The following is a 17,117-nucleotide window of genomic DNA, read 5'->3' as shown; positions in this document are numbered from 1 at the left end:
TCCGGAAAGCGAAGGCGATAAACCTGTTCCAGATGCCTGGTCAATGCTATTTCGGGGACCAGCATGATAGCTTGCCGGCCGCAGTCTATCACTTTTTGAATAGCTTGAAGATAGACCTCGGTTTTCCCGCTGGCTGTAACCCCGTGTAAAAGCCAGGCGGTAAACCGGCTTTTTTCCAGACTGGGCTCAAGCGCAGTCATAACTGCCTGCTGTTCTGCGGTCAAAATTTGTTTCCCGGCTGCAGCAACAGCTGCGGGGGCGGTCAGGCGCAGCCAGCCTTTTTTCAGCAAAGCCTCCAGGCTGGATTTGGGCACTATTTTTTCCAGAGCCCGGGCCTCGACTAAACCCTTTTGCCGGCAGATATGCAAAGCTTCAGCCTGCCGGGGGGCTTTTTTGGATAATAAAGCTTCATCCTTTTCCGGGTCAAAGTCGCCAAGCGCGTAATATCGCTCCGGCAGCGGCGTCTGCATTTTATAATAACTGGATAGTGTGATCCAGCCTTGTTCCGCCAAAAACTGCAGCTCATCCTGGCCTAAAAGGGTTAAAGCCTGTTGATATCCCAAAGGCCCGAAACACCACAGCTGCTCCATGAGCTCCCTGGCGGAGGAGCTGATTTCCCGGCTGTCATGCCTCTCATCAGGCTCTACCAAGGGCACTACCACCTGCCCTCGCTTGCGGTGCAGGGGTCTGGGCAGCATGGCGCCTAAGGCTACTGAAAGCGGGCATAAATAGTCGGCAGCCATCCATTGAGCCAGGTCCAGCATCTTGGCGTTGATGACGGCCTGTTGATCGAGTACCTGCAAGACCGGCTTCATGGCCTGCCCTATATCCGGGGCGCCATCGGCCACTACATAGCCTTCAGCCACATGGGCCCCCAGTTTAACCAGAACGCGCCTGCCAAACAGCTCCTGCTCGGTTATATGATCAGGCACCCGGTAGGTCAGATAATTGTCCATTCGGGAACTGGGCAGATTAATGAGAACTTGCACACAACGCATTTCTCAGATCCTTTTCCGTTGATGGGTGGCAAAAAACGAGACCGCAGATGGATGCGACCCAGCCCCGGGGGCTGTTGACGTCGTCATGAACCTGCGGCACAGTCTTCATTTAAGACTATATCTATAATCCGGCCTGCTGTCTTAACGCCTCGGCTTTGTCGATATGCTCCCAGGTGAAATCGGGATCATTGCGGCCAAAGTGGCCGTAAGCCGCAGTCTTTTTATAAATCGGCCTTCTTAACTGTAGATCCTTTATGATGGCCCCGGGGCGGAGATCAAAATTATTCTCTATCAACTCAATTATTTTCTCATCGGAAATCTTGCCGGTGCCGAAAGTCTCAACCCTTACCGATACCGGGCGGGCCACCCCGATGGCGTAAGCCAGCTGAATCTCGCAGCGATCAGCTATTCCGGCTGCAACGATGTTCTTGGCAACATAACGGGCCGCATACGCAGCCGAACGGTCTACTTTGGTGGGGTCCTTTCCGGAAAAGGCCCCGCCTCCATGGCGGGCCATACCGCCATAAGTATCAACGATGATCTTGCGTCCGGTCAGCCCGCAGTCTCCCTGCGGACCGCCTATCACAAAACGGCCGGTCGGGTTGATATAATAACGGGTATTCTCATCCAACATGGCTGAGGGTACAACCGGCTTTATGACATGCTCCAAAACATCCTTCTCAATTGTGGCATGATCCACTTCCGGATGGTGCTGGCAGGAAACCACGACGGTGTCGATGCGCACCGGCTGGTTGTCGACATACTCCACGGTAACCTGTGTCTTCCCGTCGGGGCGCAGGTATTTGATGATCTGTTGATTGCGCACCAAAGAGAGCCGCTGTGCCAGCTTATGGGCCAGTGATATCGGCATGGGCATCAACTCTTCAGTCTCATTGCTGGCATATCCGAACATCATCCCCTGGTCGCCTGCGCCCAGGTTTTCCTGATCATTATCCTTAATATCACCGGCTTTGGCTTCCCAAGACCGGTCTACCCCCAGGGCTATGTCGCCAGATTGTTCGTCTAAAGAGGTAATTACAGCACAGGTCTCCGAATCGAAGCCAAATTTAGCACGAGTATAACCGATACCCCGAACGGTTTGCCTTACCAGCTTGGGAATATCCACATAGCAGTCAGTGGTAATTTCCCCTGAAACCATGACCAACCCGGTGGTTACAAGGGTTTCCGCCGCCACCCGGCCATAGGGATCCTGGGCCAGAATGGCATCCAGTATGGTGTCGGAAATCTGGTCCGCAATTTTATCGGGATGCCCTTCAGTCACAGATTCGGATGTAAATAAAGTCTTGGTCACCCTGGCTCATCTCCTTAATAATGGTTTACATCAGATCGATCACTTTATCGATAATGGCAGCGGCCACATCTCTCTTACTCATCTTGGGCAAAGCTTCGATCTCGCCATTGCAGTCAATCATGGTCACTATGTTGGTGTCAATGGCAAATCCAGCGCCCTCCATGGTGATGTCATTGGCTACAATAAAATCCAGATTTTTGGCAGCCAGCTTCTTGCGGGCATTATCCAGTACATTTTCGGTTTCAGCGGCAAAGCCTACCATTATCTGGCCGGGTTGCTTGTTGGCCCCCAGGGTTTTAAGGATATCGGGAGTCCCTACCAGTTCGAGTACCAGGGTTTGACCTTTATCGCCAGTTTTCTTTATCTTCTGATCCGCCGCCCGGGCTACAGTGAAATCTCCTACTGCCGCTGCGCCGATTATTATATCGCAGGCCGGCTGGTATTTAACCATAGTTTCACACATCTCCTCGGCTCCCCAGACTGAAACCAGCTTAACCCCTTCCGGCGGGCTTAAATGAGTCCGTCCGCTGACCAGTATCACGTCAGCTCCGCGCATAACCGCTTCTTCGGCAATGGCATATCCCATTTTACCGGTGCCGCGGTTAGAAATAAAACGCACCGGGTCAATGTTTTCACAGGTTGTCCCGGCATTTACCAGAACTCTTTTTCCCATTAGATCAGTTCGCGGATACAACAAGTGTTTGATCTGTTGATATATAAGATCGACCTCGGGGAGCCGGCCTTCACCCGTAACCCCGCAGGCCAGCAGTCCGGTTCCGGGATCCATAAAATGAACGCCCGCATTAATGAGCTTTTTAATGTTCTCCTGCACCATGGTATTCCTGTACATATTGGTGTTCATGGCGGGAACCACCAGAACCGGCGCGGTGTTGGCCAGAACTATGGTGGAGAGCAGATCATCCCCCCAGCCGTGAGCCATCTTGGCGATAAAATTGGCGGTAGCGGGTGCAATCACCAATAGATCTAATTGCTCCGCCACTCCGATATGCTGCACCTTCCATTCCTGTGACTGTGCCCACATATCAGTCAATACCTCTCGCCCTGACATGGTCTTCATCGTCAAAGGGGTGATAAACTGTGTGGCCCCTTCCGTCATGATGACAATGACATCAATACCCTGGTCATCCTTTTTTAATTTGCTGATCAGGTCTGCAATTTTATAAGCCGCAATGCTTCCGGTTATACCTATTCCTACTGTCTTTGGCATGTCAGGCCTCCTTGAGCGTAGCATCCGGCAGTAGTTCCACACTTATCTTGCCCTGGCTGATCTCTTCCAGCGCTTCTGTGACCATGGTGGATAAACGGTTGTTCTCATTGCTCTTGTTTTGTTCTGCCAACACCCGGGCGCGCTTGGCTACCGCCACCACGACCGCGTATTTGCTGGACGCAATCTGCATAATATCTTTGGTAGAAGGAGGTATCATGAGCAATCACTCCAGATTCAAGTTTTTCCTTTTACAACGTTCCGCAGTAATAATTGAACGAACTTTTTCAACCGCGTCCTCGATGCGGTCGTTTACTACCACATAATCATAGTATTTCATATGGGACATTTCCTCTTGGCAGGCTCCTAGCCGGATTTGAATACTCTGCTCGGAGTCGTTGCCCCGGCCGCACAAGCGCCTGGAAAGCTCTTCAACCGTGGGCGGGGAAATAAAAATAAATACCCCTGCGGGCATTTTTTTCTTGACCTGCAAAGCCCCTTGAATGTCGATCTCCAATAACACGTCATTTCCCTGTGACAGCATGGCGGTCACAAAATCTTGGGGCGTACCGTAGAGGTTGCCATAAACCGAAGCCCATTCCAACAGTTCACCATTGTCTATCATCTGTTGAAAACGGGCCGGGGTGGTGAAGAAATAATCCTGGCCATCGATTTCGCCCTCCCGCGGCGGACGGGTCGTCGCAGAAATGGAAATCTGCATATCATCAACTTGCGGCAAAACCGCGCTCCTTACTGTGCCTTTGCCTACTCCGGACGGCCCGGATATTACAAAGAGGATGCCCTTTCTGGTGATCAATTACAAACACTTCCTAATAAGGTTAGACTTCTTCATTGATATCCTTGGAAGTCAGACGATTGGCAACCGTTTCCGGCTGAACGGCTGAAAGGATCACGTGTGCGCTGTCAGCTATGATAACCGCCCTGGTTCTGCGGCCGTAAGTGGCATCAATGAGGATGCCCTTTTCTCTGGCTTCCTGAATAATCCTTTTGATCGGCGCTGATTCAGGGCTGACTATCGCAACGATACGATTGGCAGCAACTATATTGCCGAATCCGATATTAACTAATTTGATATCCATATTACCCGGATAAACCGGTTCACCTCCTAGTTATTCAATATTTTGCATTTGTTCGCGAATCTTCTCCAGTTCTGCTTTGACTTCAACCACTACACGATTCATCTCCAGGTCATTGGCCTTAGAAGAAACCGTATTGATCTCACGGAACATCTCCTGTACCAGGAAATCGCATTTACGTCCTACCGATTCGTTCGAATTCATTAATTCTTCCAAATGCATAACATGGCTTTTAAGCCGAACCAATTCTTCAGTAACATTGATTCGATCGGCGAATAATGCGGCTTCCTGCAGTATACGCTGTTCATCGACGGCTTCATTGGCAAGCATTTCGGTGATACGGCTTTTCAGCTTGGTCTGGTATTCCTGCACAACTAGCGGGGAGCGGGCTTCCAAATTCTCAACGGCCCGTAAAATCCCCTCATTACGCGCCAGAATGTCCCGGGTCAGGTTGATGCCTTCGCGGGTGCGCATTTCGATCAGGCTCGTCAACGCTTGGCCTATAGCCTCTTTTACCACCTGCCACACCATCTCCAGGTTTTCTTCCTCATCCTCCAGGCTGAAAACCTCAGGTAGCCTAAATACGTCAATTACGCTTATTTCCGGTGAAATATTTAGATTTTCTGCTAATTCCTTCAAATAGTTATAATAAGCTAAAGCCAATCCTTTGTCAACCTTAATAGCCCGCCGCGAATCATCGGTTTTTTCAATGGTCAAGCTGATTTCGATACGCCCCCGGGTGAGCTGATTTTTTATCTCTTCCTTGACCTTTTCCTCCAGGATGCTGTAGCGCCGCGAGGTTCGTATATGAACATCCAGAAAACGGTGGTTGACACCGCGCATCTCACAGCTGACTACATAACCTTGACCGCGGATCTGGCTGCGACCAAAGCCGGTCATACTTCGTACCATGCTGCACAACCCTTCTATTGATAGTAAATGAGATTCGGCAAATTATCCCACCGAATGCCTATTATTATACACTATTAAGAAAAGGTATGCCCACGAATTGACTATATTAGTCACGCGGCTAGCCAGCGCGGGCTCAAGACCTGCTTCCACAGATAGTTTAAATAACGCCACAATAGCTTGCTGCCGGTTAAGGTGAGAATGAAAAGCCATTGCCAGCCATTGAGGGCGCAGGTGGAGAAAATGCTCTGCAAAGCCGGCACATATAAGACTGAAAGATGCATGGATATGGAAACACCTACCGCCATGACTAAAAAGCGGTTGCCGAAAAAGCCCAGCTCGAATGGTGAGTAGCGTTCAGAACGGCACTCGAATACATAAGACAACTGCGCGAAAACCAGTGTGGTTAAAGCCATGCTGCGGGCCAGAATGAGCGGCTCGGCAAGATTGAGCCAGGAGGCTGCGGCCATGCCCACAACAAAGGCCAGGAGGGTGACTGCTGCAATATAGGAGCCCCGGCCAACGATGATCCATCCCAACCTCCGGGCAAAGATATTTTCATTGCGCGGGCGGGGCCGCTGGTTCATAATACCCGGTTCGGGCGGCTCCAGGCCCAAAGCCATCGCCGGCAAACCATCGGTTACCAGGTTTACCCACAGGATTTGAATAGGCAGCATAGGCATGGGCATAGCCAATAGGGAGGCCAGAAACATCACCAGAACTTCACCGATATTGCAGCCCAACAGATAGCGGATGAATTTGCGGATGTTATCGTAAATGGCCCGCCCTTCGTGCACCGCTTTAACAATGGTGGAAAAATCATCGTCGGTCAGAATCATTGCCGCGGCTTCTTTGGTTACATCAGTACCGGTGATTCCCATGGCGACGCCGATATCAGCCGCCTTCAATGCCGGAGCGTCATTAACGCCGTCACCGGTCATTGCTACCACATGCTGCCGGGTTTGCAAGACTTTTACGATGCGATGTTTATGCTGCGGCGAAACCCGGGCAAAAACCCGTGATCCTACCGCACCGGCATAAAGCTCCTGGTCTCCCATGTTATCGATTTGAGGTCCGGTAATAACCGCCCCGCCGCCAATACCTACCTGTGCAGCGATGGCCCGGGCAGTAAGGGGATGGTCACCGGTGATCATCACCGGGATGACTCCGGCCTGTGTACACTGCTGTACAGAGTGGACTACTCCCGGCCGGGGCGGATCCACAATCCCGCAGATACCGAGCAGAATTAAATTTGATTCCAAATCGTTGTCACTTATGGTTTCGGTTTCCTTCAGACTTACCTCGCGAAAGGCAAAACCCAGAACCCGCATGGCCTCATTTGCCCACTCATCCTGCAGCAGCCGCAGCTCTTCCCGGTTTTCAGGCCTGATGGGGATGGCATGACCCTTTGCCATCACCATCGTACACTGGGGCAAAAGTGCGTCCAAAGCGCCTTTGGTCAGCACCTGCGGGTTGCCCTCGCCTAGAGTGACCACACTCATCATCTTGCGTTCCGAGTCGAAGGGATACTCCCTGACCCGGGTGCGCTCCCTTTCGCTAAGCCCGGCTTTTATGGCTAAAACCTTTAAGGCTCCTTCAGTGGGGTCTCCTTGTATGATATCTTCACCATAAAGCTTATCTGTATAAGCATTGTTGCAATAATAGGCTGCCTGCAGCAACTGTTTTAAAGTTTGATCGGCTGTGGGCAGAAAAGGCTGCCCATTCCATAAGAACTCACCTCTAGGGGAGTAGCCTTCGCCTTTCACCTCGACCAGCCTTTCCAGAGTCGCTACTTTTTTGACCGTCATCTTATTCTGCGTCAGGGTTCCGGTTTTGTCAGAACAGATTACAGTGGTGCAGCCCAGGGTTTCGACCGCGGAAAGGCGTCTTACAATGGCGTGGTTTTTAGCCATGCGCTGTACTCCCAGGGCTAAGACGACTGTGACAATGGCCGGCAAGCCTTCGGGAATAGCGGCCACTGCCAGACTGATTCCGGTCAAGAGCATGGTGATCAGATCTTCGCCTCTGTATATTCCCAGCACAGCTACTGCGCAGCACACCAGGAGGCAGATGATGATCAGCATTTTGCCCAGCTGATCGAGTTTTATCTGCAGCGGGGTGGGGGCTGGCTTGGTTTCTGCAATCATCTGCGCAATCTGTCCCATTACAGTGCGCATACCGGTGTCAACTACTATGGCAGTGCCCCGTCCGCGGGTAACTGCAGTGCCCATAAAGGCCATGTTAACCTGATCCGCCATAGGAGTTGAGGCCGGCAGAATTTGATGGGCCTGTTTGCCAACCGGGATGGATTCGCCGGTTAACGGGGCTTCATCGATCTCCAGATTACTGGTTGCGGCCAGACGCAGATCAGCCGGAACCTTGTCTCCCGTTTCCAAGAAAACCACATCTCCTGGAACCAATTCAGCGGCTGGTATTTTACAGCGCTGACCCTCCCTCAAGGCCATGGCATAAGGTGAAGCCATTTTCTTTATTTCGTCCAGGGAACGTTCAGCGCGATATTCCTGGACAAAACCCAGGAGGGCATTTAAGATCACAATTGCCATGATGGTAATGGCATCCGCCATATTGCCAACCAGTCCGGAAATGACCGTTGCGCCTAGCAACACCAAAACCATGGTGTCGGTAAACTGGCTCAGCAATATGGCCAGGGGGTTTTGTTTATGTCCTTGCTCCAGGATATTGGGATAGATTTTCTGCAGGTTTCGAACTTGCTGCGCAGAGAGCCCGCTTTCAAGTCCAGTGTGAAGTTTTGATACAGTTTGTTGGACAGAGGTTTGGTGCCACAGTGTTTGACTCATGATAGGCCCCCGTTTGCTTTTTTAGAATAGTTATTCAAGCAATCGGGGCGTAAGAACGGGAGACATGCTGGAGGATTCTTGACAACTCTTGCCAGATCAGCCGTCTGCAGATGTGAATCCTTGTCAAGGGCTTTTTATCTTGTAGATGTACAAGCAGGAGAGACCGGCCTGGCAAGGCCTAAGGGTTGTTCCAAACCGGTAAATAAAAGCCGTATTTTAAGCGGAAAACGCTGCAGCCAGTTGTTGGCACTCGCCTTCGCCAAAATACTGTTCATTCACGGCAGTAATAAAATAGCGCTGGTTGGAGAGATAAGACCGGCCTGGCTCAGGTAAATCAAAGATACCGTAACTCTTGAGCACAAATTCACTGACCCGCTCGCCCATGAGCAGGACAAAATGCGGATTCAATATATCGATTTCTTCGATTAAATAGGCCAAGCAGTGCAATATCTGTGTGGTGTCGGGTGTAACCGGCACTCCGTTGCAGGGCTGTTTGGTCAGTATGCAGTTGTAGTCTTTATCCAGGAGTTTGCTTGGAGTATAACAGCATACACTATGCCGGGTTGAGCAAGCCTTGGGGGTGCAGCGCGTCATGAAGGTGTGATAAATCTTTTCAACACCCAGGCAGTTTTTAAGCAGCCTGCGCAGTTCTATGATCTGTTCCAAATCGCTGGTATACTGGTTTTCGCCTTCGAATACAATCATTATATCGGGAGACAACTCCCCCTTACCCATAGCCGGCCGACGCACACAATGCAGTTGTTCAGGGCAGCGTCTGCAGTCACAAATTCTATCCTCTAAAGCGATTATACGGCGAATATTCTCTTCCCTCAGCCCATTAGCCAATATTAATCCTCCCCGCCCCTGGATCTTCTCTTCTATCTATTACTAATTAGGGTCGTTCTACTCGGGAAGTGGTCTCAGTCTATTTTATAGAGGTATTCTCTGGTACGCTGGTTTATGCCCCAGGTCGCGTCTGACAATTTATTGGTTATGTAGCTGCGCAGGTTATCATCCAATTCAGGATCAATCTTGTCCATGATCAGGTAAAACACACGCAGAACATCATTCATATTCATCATCAGGCGCCTGGCAGGAGCCTTCTTCAATATGTCTTCTTTTCTGCCATAAAAAGATATCATCCTCTTTATAACCCAGAGGATTTCCACATTAGACCAGGACTTTTGCTGTAATAATTCATCAAGCAAAGCATCCGGTCCTTTGCTATACTCGCGTTCTTCCATGGCTTTCCATTCCAGGCTGCCAAAAATGGTTTGCGGCAAGAAAAATATGGATTCGGTCTCGTCTGGCAAATTGTATTCCCCCATTTATGGAATTATGCGTTTGGCACCGTAATAGGTTCTGGCATAGAAGCCCTCTGACAACGATGAATAAATCACTCCACCACTGCTCGGCGAACTGGAGTGGATGAACTGCCCGCTGCCGGTATATATCCCCACATGGTCGATACTGGAGTTATAGCATTTAAAGAAGACTAAATCTCCAGGCTGCAGGTTGCTTTTAGCCACAGCTGAACCTAATCCATATTGGGCTGCAGCAGTACGCGGCAGGTTGTATCCATTCTGTTTGTATACATACTGTGCGAAACCGGAACAATCAAAACCTCCGGGGCCGCTGCCGCCATATTTATACGGGGTGCCCAGGTATTGCGCAGCTGTTTTGAGTATACGCATTGCATCACTGGGTGCTCCGGAACGAGATACTGCAACCGGTTCAGGAAGAATGCGCAAAGTAACCCCTGCATCTAGGATGTCACTTTGAAGATTATTTATTTGCATCAGGTAGGGAACCGATATGCCAAACTGTGCAGCTACCTTGGCCAGGCTGTCTCCGGGTTGAAGCACATACTGTTGTTCCGATGGAGAAGTCGTTTGAGCCGCAGCGGGAGGGGTGGTTTCGGGAACAACAGTCGTAGGAGAAGCTTGGGACGGGGCTTTTTTGACCAGAAGGGTTTTGCCGACCTGTATTAAATCGTTCTGCAACCCGTTCATGGCCTTGAGTTCGTCCACCGTCATGCCAAACTTAAGGGCAATACTGCCCAGACAGTCACCGGGTTGGATCACATATGCCGCATTTCCTGAAACGGCCGGAGCAATGGCACTAGTCGAACTGCTGGAGCTGCTGAGCTTTAATACATCACCGATTTGAAGATTGTCGCTTTGCAGCTTATTTAATGTTTTAAGATATTCAACTGTCACACCATTTTGATTGGCAATTTTCCATAACGAATCACCAGATTGCACTGTATAGGTCAATGGTTGAGCATTGGTCAGGGCCACGGAGGAACCAACCCATAATAAAGCGCTTAGTGAAATTGCTACAATTTTTCTCAAGATGTCCTACCCTTTCCAGAATATTACCAATAATGTAGTATATTCTACAGGGCAAGGAAATCTTCCTGCAGGGAAGGAGATTTTATTGTCTTTTTAGATTTAATTCGCTATAATAAGTCCTGATTTTCGCCATGTAGTCGGGGTTGACGCCGCAATATCCCAGGCGGTTTCGCCAAGTTTCACCGGGGTTGCCATGGAAATCGGAACCCCCGGTCACCAATATGCCCCTTTGTTCTGCCAGGGCGATAAAATATCCGGTTTCCTGAACAGTGTGCTCGGGATAAAAAACCTCCAGGCCTTCCACTCCCATATCCAGTATCTGGGCTACTAATTTGGGTTGCCGCAACAGTCCGGGATGAGCCAGAACGCTTATACCCCCGGCGGCATGGATCAAATCTATAGCCTTTTCCGGAGTAAATCTGTAGCGCGGCACATAAGCCGGGCGGCCCCTGCCGATATACTTGTTGAAGGCCTCTCGAATCGAGAAAACATAGCCTTTTTCCATCAAGGCCATGGCTACATGAGGCCGGGCAATCAGATCTTTCTGGGCCAGCTTCTGCACCTGTTCAAAAGTTATGGCATAACCCATATCCCGCAAGCGAGCTACCATGCGTTGAGCCCGTTCGAAGCGGGCCGCTTTGATCAGTTCAAGATCTTTAAGCAGCTGCCGGCATTGAAAATCCACAAAATACCCCAGAATATGTATTTCTCCATCTTCAACTTCAGTGTTCAGTTCAATTCCAGAAATCAATTCCAGATCAAGCTGTTCAGTTTCCAGGCAAGACCAGGCAGCCGGCAGGCCTTCTACAGTATCATGGTCGGTTATGGCGATTCCCGGCAAACCCATCCGACACGCCTGACGAAGCACTTCGGCTACTGACAACACGCCATCTGAAGCATTGGTGTGAACATGCATATCATAAAACATACGTTTACCTCTTAAATAATTAGCTTGGAGTCAGATTGTTTTTAACCTGTGTAATAGATTATATAATATATGGCCTGCTCATGCAGCGAATACCTTACTCAGGAAAACCGCAGCATTGTCGTGCAGGATGGCCTCTACTTCCTGATGAGTAAAACCGCGCCCGTTAAGCCCTGCTGCCAATAGCGCATAATCTTCAACACCGCTTAATAGCAATTCGTCAGCCCCGTCGAAATCAGACCCCAGAGCGACATGTTCAACCCCGACCAAAGACGAAATATAATCGATATGATCCAGCAGACGGTTCAGATTGGGATTACTGGTATCAACAAAGTCCGGGACCAGGTTCACACCGATGATGCCCCCGTGCTCGGCCAGGGTCATGATCTGATGATCACTCAAGTTGCGGGGATGGTCGCATATGGAGCGCGCATTGGCATGTGAGACCATTACCGCCGGGCTATACTGTTCCAGGGCTTGATAATAACTGGCCTCCCCCACATGGGCCAGGTCTAAAATACTCCCCACAGCCTCCATCTCGTTGAGCAGACGCTGGCCAGCGGAACTCAAACCAGCAGGATCAGGATCTAAAACCCCGCCGGCAAAAGCATTGTTATAATTCCAGGTTAATCCCAGGCTGCGCACCCCCATATGATGAAACAACGGCCAAAGGCCGGGGTCTTGGCCCAGCGCATCCGCTCCTTCCAGATGCAGGATAAGGGCCATTTCATCTCCGGCCCGGGCTCTGGCCAGATCCTCATATCCTGCAATCGCCCGGGCCTTTACCGGCCCGCTCAGATTGGTCCGGAAACAAGCAATCTGCTGCAAAATCGCCCTTAAAACCGCATTATCGTCCTGGTTATGGCTGAATAGGGCCAGGAACTGCGCTGTCACCCCGACCTCTAAAGCCCTGTCAATATCAAAGTGAAATGGATTGCGCCGCAGCGAATAACCGCTATTGACCAGCTTTGATAAAGTGTCGCAATGCAAATCAATCAATACACTACCTCCCGTTGCTCCATGGCGGGCCATGGGTTTGATCTTCAAAACAAAAACCTGCTAAGAGCAGGTTAATAGTTTGATATCTCTAGTTTCTTTGGAACAAGCTTGACTGAACCATTTATCTGGGCTCGATGATGAGCTTTATCGCAGTTCTCTCCTCGCCGTCTATCATAATATCAGTAAAGGCCGGTATGCATATCAGATCCATACCGCTGGGAGCAACGAATCCTCGCGCTATTGCTATTGCCTTAATTGCCTGGTTAATTGCACCCGCTCCAATGGCTTGTATTTCTGCAGCTCCTTTTTCTCTAAGAACGCCTGCGAGTGCTCCTGCCACAGAATTTGGACTGGATTTAGCTGAGACTTTTAATACTTCCATCTAATAACCTCCTCCTCATATCTTTATATATAGACGCGTTGCTCTCCTACATCTATATTCTAAATGGAAGTATCAATTCCTCCTTTTGGCAATAAATGTGTTGGATAAATTTTCACATTTATTCGCTCAGTATCTTCGAGATTCTCATGATTTTGCCGACCTGGCGGGAATCATCATCCAGCGTCAGGACCACCCCTTCCAACTGCACCTTCCCGCCGGCTACTTCCAAACGAACCGGTCTCCCGGTAAGGAATTTCTGCAAAACCTGTTCTTTTTTCATACCCAGAACGGATTCATAGGGACCGGTCATGCCTAAATCGGTTATGTATGCAGTTCCCTGGGGCAGGATGCGCTCATCGCTGGTCTGAATATGGGTATGGGTCCCCAAAACCGCCTGAACCCGGCCATCAAAATAATAACCGAAGGCTACCTTCTCCGAGGTGGCTTCGGCATGAAAATCCACGATTATGATATCAGCCTGGTCCTTAATATCAGCCAATGCATCATCAACAGCAATAAATGGGCAATCGAGCGGGGGGAGGAACACCCGGCCCGAGGCGTTGATCACTGCTATTCTGGTATTAAAACCCGCAGTGTAGACGTGGTATCCTTGACCGGGGCAGGGGCCGGGATAATTCAACGGCCTTACTAAACGGGGCTCATCGTCGATAAATCGCAGGATATCTTTGTTATCCCATACATGATTGCCCATCGTAAGTACATCGATTCCCATAAAAAGCAGTTCTTCCATGACATCTCCGGTTAAGCCCCGGCCTCCGGAGGCATTCTCCGCATTGGCAATCACAAAATCAATCTGGTACTGCTGCTGCACGACAGGCAGCAGAGCCTTGACAGCGCGCCGTCCAGGCCTTCCCACAATGTCTCCAATGACTAAAATGTTCAAAATCCAACCCTCACTTATTAAAGACCAATACCCTCCCCCCTTCACGATAGGAGAGAAAACGATTGGTCTCAGCATCTTCTCTGCTTATCTTCTGTATTAAGTTCCTTTTTACCTTCCGCTTAACCGATTCTTCTACCTCCATGTTGGTGCTGTCGCGGTAGATCTGATTCTTGAAGGCATCTGCCAGGAGTCCGATGAACAGCTCGGTTTCCTCTTCGCAAATGCTGTAGCTGTCCCGATGGTAGCGCAATAAAATGAGCCCGGGCGCATAATGTCGATATTCCAAGCTAATCCACCGGGGCTCGGTTCCTTTAATACTATGAAACAATTTCACAGCAGCAACAACCTGCTGCTCAAATTCGGCTTGTTTTTCTGGACTCAATTCTCCTTGCAGTGCGGCCTCAAAGATCAACTGTTCCTGATCGGCTTCATATCTCACAGCACTTAGCTCCGGATAATTCAGGCTGGCACTTATAAAGACATCCAGACCGGAATCCTGATACATATGTATTTTCTCCTTAAACTGCGTAATATAAACGAATTCTGCAATGGGGGGAGAAATCCTGCTGCTAGAAATATGTAAAATATAGAAAACAGGGCTTTGTCAAGCCCTGTTTCCATTTTTTGGTTTAGAGGAAAACTTATTTGGCATACTCCACCGATCGGGTTTCCCGTATAACGATCACCTTGATCTGTCCGGGATAATCCAGATCCTGTTCCACCTTGCGGGCGATATCACGGGCCATATTGATGGCGTGCAAGTCGTCAATCTGATCCGGCTTGACAATGATACGCACTTCGCGCCCGGCCTGAATGGCAAAAGATTTATCAACGCCTTCAAAGGAATCGGCCAGATTCTCCAGTTTTTCCAGGCGTTTGATATAGGCTTCCAGCGTCTCGCGGCGGGCCCCGGGGCGGGATGCTGATATGGCATCGGCAGCCTGAACCAGCACAGCTTCAATGCTCTCAGGCTCAACATCGCTGTGATGTGCGGCGATACCATGAATGACCTCTTTGCTCTCCCGGTATTTTTTGGCCAGTTCTACCCCGATCTCAACATGAGGCCCGGCTATTTCGTGGTCAACCGCCTTGCCGATGTCATGCAGCAAACCGGCGCGTTTGGCCAGGGCTACATCGACCTCTAATTCTGCAGCCATTACGCCTGCCAGATGCGCAACCTCCACTGAATGCTTCAACACATTTTGTCCATAGCTGGTCCGATATTTGAGTCTGCCTAACAGCTTGATCAGCTCCGGATGCAGATTGTGCACCCCCACCTCAAAGGCGGCTCCTTCTCCAGTTTCACGAAGCTCTTGCTCCAGCTCTTTCTGGGCCTTTTCCACCATTTCCTCTATGCGGGCGGGGTGAATTCGGCCGTCGGAAACCAGATTGGAAAGGGCTTTTCGGGCTATTTCACGGCGTATGGGGTCAAACGAAGAGAGAATGACCGCTTCCGGGGTATCGTCTATAATCAGATCCACCCCGGTCTGGGTTTCAAAGGTTCTGATGTTGCGTCCTTCCCTCCCGATAATGCGGCCTTTCATTTCATCATTGGGGAGGGCCACCACGGACACAGTAGTTTCAGATACTACATCCGCAGCACATTTTTGAATCGCCAGCGAGACAATATTCTTGGCCCGTTTATTGCCCTCCTCGCGGGCCTCTGTTTCCAGGTTTTTGATTACGCTAGCCGTTTCCTGGCGAATCTGTTGTTCAACATTATATAAGAGTAAATCTTTGGCCTCTTCGGAAGTCAAACCGGATAGCCTTTCTAATTCCTTTAGTTGCTGCGACATCACGGTCTGCAAATCCTGGTTGGTCTTTTCCGCATCTCTGATCTTTTCCTGCAACTGGCTTTCCTTTTTCTCCACATTCTCGTTCTTTCTGTCCAGTTGCTCTTCTTTTTGGATCAAGCGCCTCTCCAGCCGGTCCAGTTCACGGCGTCTCTCCCGGATCTCCTTCTCAGCTTCCTGGCGGTTGCGGTGCAGTTCCTCCTTGCCTTCCAACAAGATTTCTTTTTTGCGGGCTTCGGCCGCTTTGCTGGCCTCGTCTACGATGCGTAAAGCTTCTTCTTCTGCTGCACCGAGCCGGCTTTCAGCTATTAAGCGTCGGCCATAATAACCGGCAATCAAACCAATGGCCAAAGAAAGGGTTATAACAATAAACTGCAATAAAGTATTGATTCGTCTTCACCTCCTTAAATTTATTCAAATATACACAGCAGTAAATTGCGGACAAATTAAAAAACCAGGCTGCACACCTGGCTTTTTGAAGTATCTCATCTTGTTTTCGCTAACGATAACGGCAGGGGCGGATGGAGAATCCTCTCTCCCAGAATTCCATCACAACATCAAAAACCGTTATAGCAAGCTTGCTCAACCTACAAGACATCTTTTAGATATATTTAAATGTCAGGCTCATTCCCCAAACTTGTCTGCCTGCTTATTGCTCTTCATCAGAGTAAATATATATAAATCTGGCCGTCTTTTTGGTCAAGGTTATTCATTAGACAGGATACTTCTACCAGAGTCCTATCTAAATTCTATTTACTTTCAACTACAGTGTCAAGATTCCAGTTCCGTTGGAGCTTGGGGATAACGCCCGGCCAGTTTTTCCCGAATCAAATTCTGGATATTTTTTACAAACTCAGGGTTATTTTTCAGGTATTCTTTGGCGTTTTCCCGGCCCTGTCCTAAACGCTCCCCTTGATAGGAAAACCATGAACCGCTTTTCTGAATTATTTCCATATTGGTGGCGATATCCAAAAGATCACCTTCCCGGGATATCCCGCTTCCGTACATGATATCGAACTCCGAGGTCTTGAAAGGCGGCGCCACTTTGTTCTTTACGATCTTCACTTTGGTGCGGTTGCCGATCAATTCCGTACCCTGTTTAATGGCCTCAGCTTTACGGACCTCCATGCGCACAGAAGAATAAAACTTCAAAGCCCGGCCCCCGGTAGTTGTTTCAGGATTGCCGTAAACAATCCCCACCTTTTCACGGATTTGATTTATAAAAATGCAAGTGGCTCTCGACTTGCTGATGTGGGCAGTCAGCTTCCTCAAGGCCTGTGACATTAAGCGGGCCTGCAATCCCACGTGTACATCGCCCATTTCTCCATCCAGTTCCGCTCTGGGAACCAGGGCTGCCACCGAGTCGACAACGATCACATCTATGGCCCCGCTTCTGACCA

General features: G+C 49.7%; 18 protein-coding genes. All 18 read right to left on the bottom strand.

All coding sequences use genetic code 11. From position 1 onward, the window contains the following. Positions 1-956: primosomal protein N' family DNA-binding protein (locus B3W37_RS14610; RefSeq protein ID WP_483176238.1), on the bottom strand; the 956-nt coding region annotated here is incomplete at its 3' end. 163 nt (positions 957-1,119) lie between these two features. Further along, on the bottom strand, positions 1,120-2,310 hold the full coding sequence (gene metK / locus B3W37_RS14605) for a methionine adenosyltransferase (RefSeq protein ID WP_483169295.1): 1,191 nt from the start codon (positions 2,308-2,310) through the stop codon (positions 1,120-1,122). Between the two features lie 25 nt (positions 2,311-2,335). Further along, complete coding sequence (gene coaBC / locus B3W37_RS14600) at positions 2,336-3,538, bottom strand: bifunctional phosphopantothenoylcysteine decarboxylase/phosphopantothenate--cysteine ligase CoaBC (protein WP_483169293.1); 1,203 nt, start codon at positions 3,536-3,538, stop codon at positions 2,336-2,338. Between the two features lies 1 nt (position 3,539). After that, the gene (gene rpoZ, locus B3W37_RS14595; RefSeq protein ID WP_481038484.1) at positions 3,540-3,755 is read right to left on the bottom strand and encodes a DNA-directed RNA polymerase subunit omega; all 216 of its coding nucleotides are present in this window, start codon (positions 3,753-3,755) and stop codon (positions 3,540-3,542) included. 6 nt (positions 3,756-3,761) lie between these two features. After that, positions 3,762-4,349, bottom strand: a complete 588-nt coding sequence (gmk, locus tag B3W37_RS14590; RefSeq protein WP_481043150.1) for a guanylate kinase — start codon at positions 4,347-4,349, stop codon at positions 3,762-3,764. A gap of 25 nt (positions 4,350-4,374) precedes the next feature. Further along, complete coding sequence (gene remA / locus B3W37_RS14585) at positions 4,375-4,635, bottom strand: extracellular matrix/biofilm regulator RemA (protein WP_481038483.1); 261 nt, start codon at positions 4,633-4,635, stop codon at positions 4,375-4,377. Between the two features lie 30 nt (positions 4,636-4,665). Further along, complete coding sequence (locus B3W37_RS14580) at positions 4,666-5,544, bottom strand: YicC/YloC family endoribonuclease (RefSeq protein ID WP_483169291.1); 879 nt, start codon at positions 5,542-5,544, stop codon at positions 4,666-4,668. A 110-nt stretch (positions 5,545-5,654) separates the two neighbouring features. Continuing rightward, positions 5,655-8,360: a cation-translocating P-type ATPase gene (locus B3W37_RS14575; RefSeq protein WP_483176237.1), complete on the bottom strand. Its 2,706-nt coding sequence runs from the start codon at positions 8,358-8,360 to the stop codon at positions 5,655-5,657. Between the two features lie 216 nt (positions 8,361-8,576). Continuing rightward, positions 8,577-9,206: a hypothetical protein gene (locus tag B3W37_RS14570; RefSeq protein ID WP_483176236.1), complete on the bottom strand. Its 630-nt coding sequence runs from the start codon at positions 9,204-9,206 to the stop codon at positions 8,577-8,579. Positions 9,207-9,280: 74 nt separating this feature from the next. Further along, complete coding sequence (locus B3W37_RS14565; RefSeq protein ID WP_483176235.1) at positions 9,281-9,673, bottom strand: hypothetical protein; 393 nt, start codon at positions 9,671-9,673, stop codon at positions 9,281-9,283. 15 nt (positions 9,674-9,688) lie between these two features. Beyond that, positions 9,689-10,714, bottom strand: a complete 1,026-nt coding sequence (locus B3W37_RS14560; protein WP_483169283.1) for a C40 family peptidase — start codon at positions 10,712-10,714, stop codon at positions 9,689-9,691. An 82-nt stretch (positions 10,715-10,796) separates the two neighbouring features. Next, positions 10,797-11,642 (bottom strand): PHP domain-containing protein, encoded by an 846-nt coding sequence (locus B3W37_RS14555; protein WP_483176234.1) that lies wholly within the window; start codon positions 11,640-11,642, stop codon positions 10,797-10,799. Between the two features lie 78 nt (positions 11,643-11,720). Next, on the bottom strand, positions 11,721-12,686 hold the full coding sequence (locus tag B3W37_RS14550) for a dipeptidase (protein ID WP_483176233.1): 966 nt from the start codon (positions 12,684-12,686) through the stop codon (positions 11,721-11,723). 73 nt (positions 12,687-12,759) lie between these two features. Next, positions 12,760-13,020, bottom strand: a complete 261-nt coding sequence (locus B3W37_RS14545; RefSeq protein ID WP_054694695.1) for a stage V sporulation protein S — start codon at positions 13,018-13,020, stop codon at positions 12,760-12,762. A gap of 118 nt (positions 13,021-13,138) precedes the next feature. Then, entirely contained in the window at positions 13,139-13,924 is a 786-nt protein-coding gene (locus B3W37_RS14540) for a TIGR00282 family metallophosphoesterase (protein ID WP_481038475.1), read from the bottom strand. Positions 13,925-13,934: 10 nt separating this feature from the next. Beyond that, the gene (locus B3W37_RS14535; RefSeq protein ID WP_481038474.1) at positions 13,935-14,429 is read right to left on the bottom strand and encodes a hypothetical protein; all 495 of its coding nucleotides are present in this window, start codon (positions 14,427-14,429) and stop codon (positions 13,935-13,937) included. Positions 14,430-14,565: 136 nt separating this feature from the next. Then, positions 14,566-16,095 (bottom strand): ribonuclease Y, encoded by a 1,530-nt coding sequence (rny, locus tag B3W37_RS14530; protein WP_483176232.1) that lies wholly within the window; start codon positions 16,093-16,095, stop codon positions 14,566-14,568. Between the two features lie 393 nt (positions 16,096-16,488). Continuing rightward, on the bottom strand, positions 16,489-17,117 hold a 629-nt coding region (gene recA, locus B3W37_RS14525), incomplete at its 5' end, for a recombinase RecA (protein ID WP_483176231.1).

It is taken from the genome of Syntrophomonas sp. UBA5494 (assembly GCF_002426325.1).
Note: the sequence above shows the minus strand (reverse complement) of the source record. Positions and strands in the feature narration are given on the sequence as shown.

Excerpts from the sequence above, each read along its gene's own strand:
- B3W37_RS14580 (WP_483169291.1), bottom strand. The coding sequence starts at position 5,544 with ATGGTACGAAGTATGACCGGCTTTGGTCGCAGCCAGATCCGCGGTCAA.
- B3W37_RS14545 (WP_054694695.1), bottom strand. The coding sequence starts at position 13,020 with ATGGAAGTATTAAAAGTCTCAGCTAAATCCAGTCCAAATTCTGTGGCA.
- coaBC (WP_483169293.1), bottom strand. The coding sequence starts at position 3,538 with ATGCCAAAGACAGTAGGAATAGGTATAACCGGAAGCATTGCGGCTTAT.
- remA (WP_481038483.1), bottom strand. The coding sequence starts at position 4,635 with ATGGATATCAAATTAGTTAATATCGGATTCGGCAATATAGTTGCTGCC.
- B3W37_RS14535 (WP_481038474.1), bottom strand. The coding sequence starts at position 14,429 with ATGTATCAGGATTCCGGTCTGGATGTCTTTATAAGTGCCAGCCTGAAT.
- B3W37_RS14555 (WP_483176234.1), bottom strand. The coding sequence starts at position 11,642 with ATGTTTTATGATATGCATGTTCACACCAATGCTTCAGATGGCGTGTTG.
- B3W37_RS14575 (WP_483176237.1), bottom strand. The coding sequence starts at position 8,360 with ATGAGTCAAACACTGTGGCACCAAACCTCTGTCCAACAAACTGTATCA.
- rpoZ (WP_481038484.1), bottom strand. The coding sequence starts at position 3,755 with ATGATACCTCCTTCTACCAAAGATATTATGCAGATTGCGTCCAGCAAA.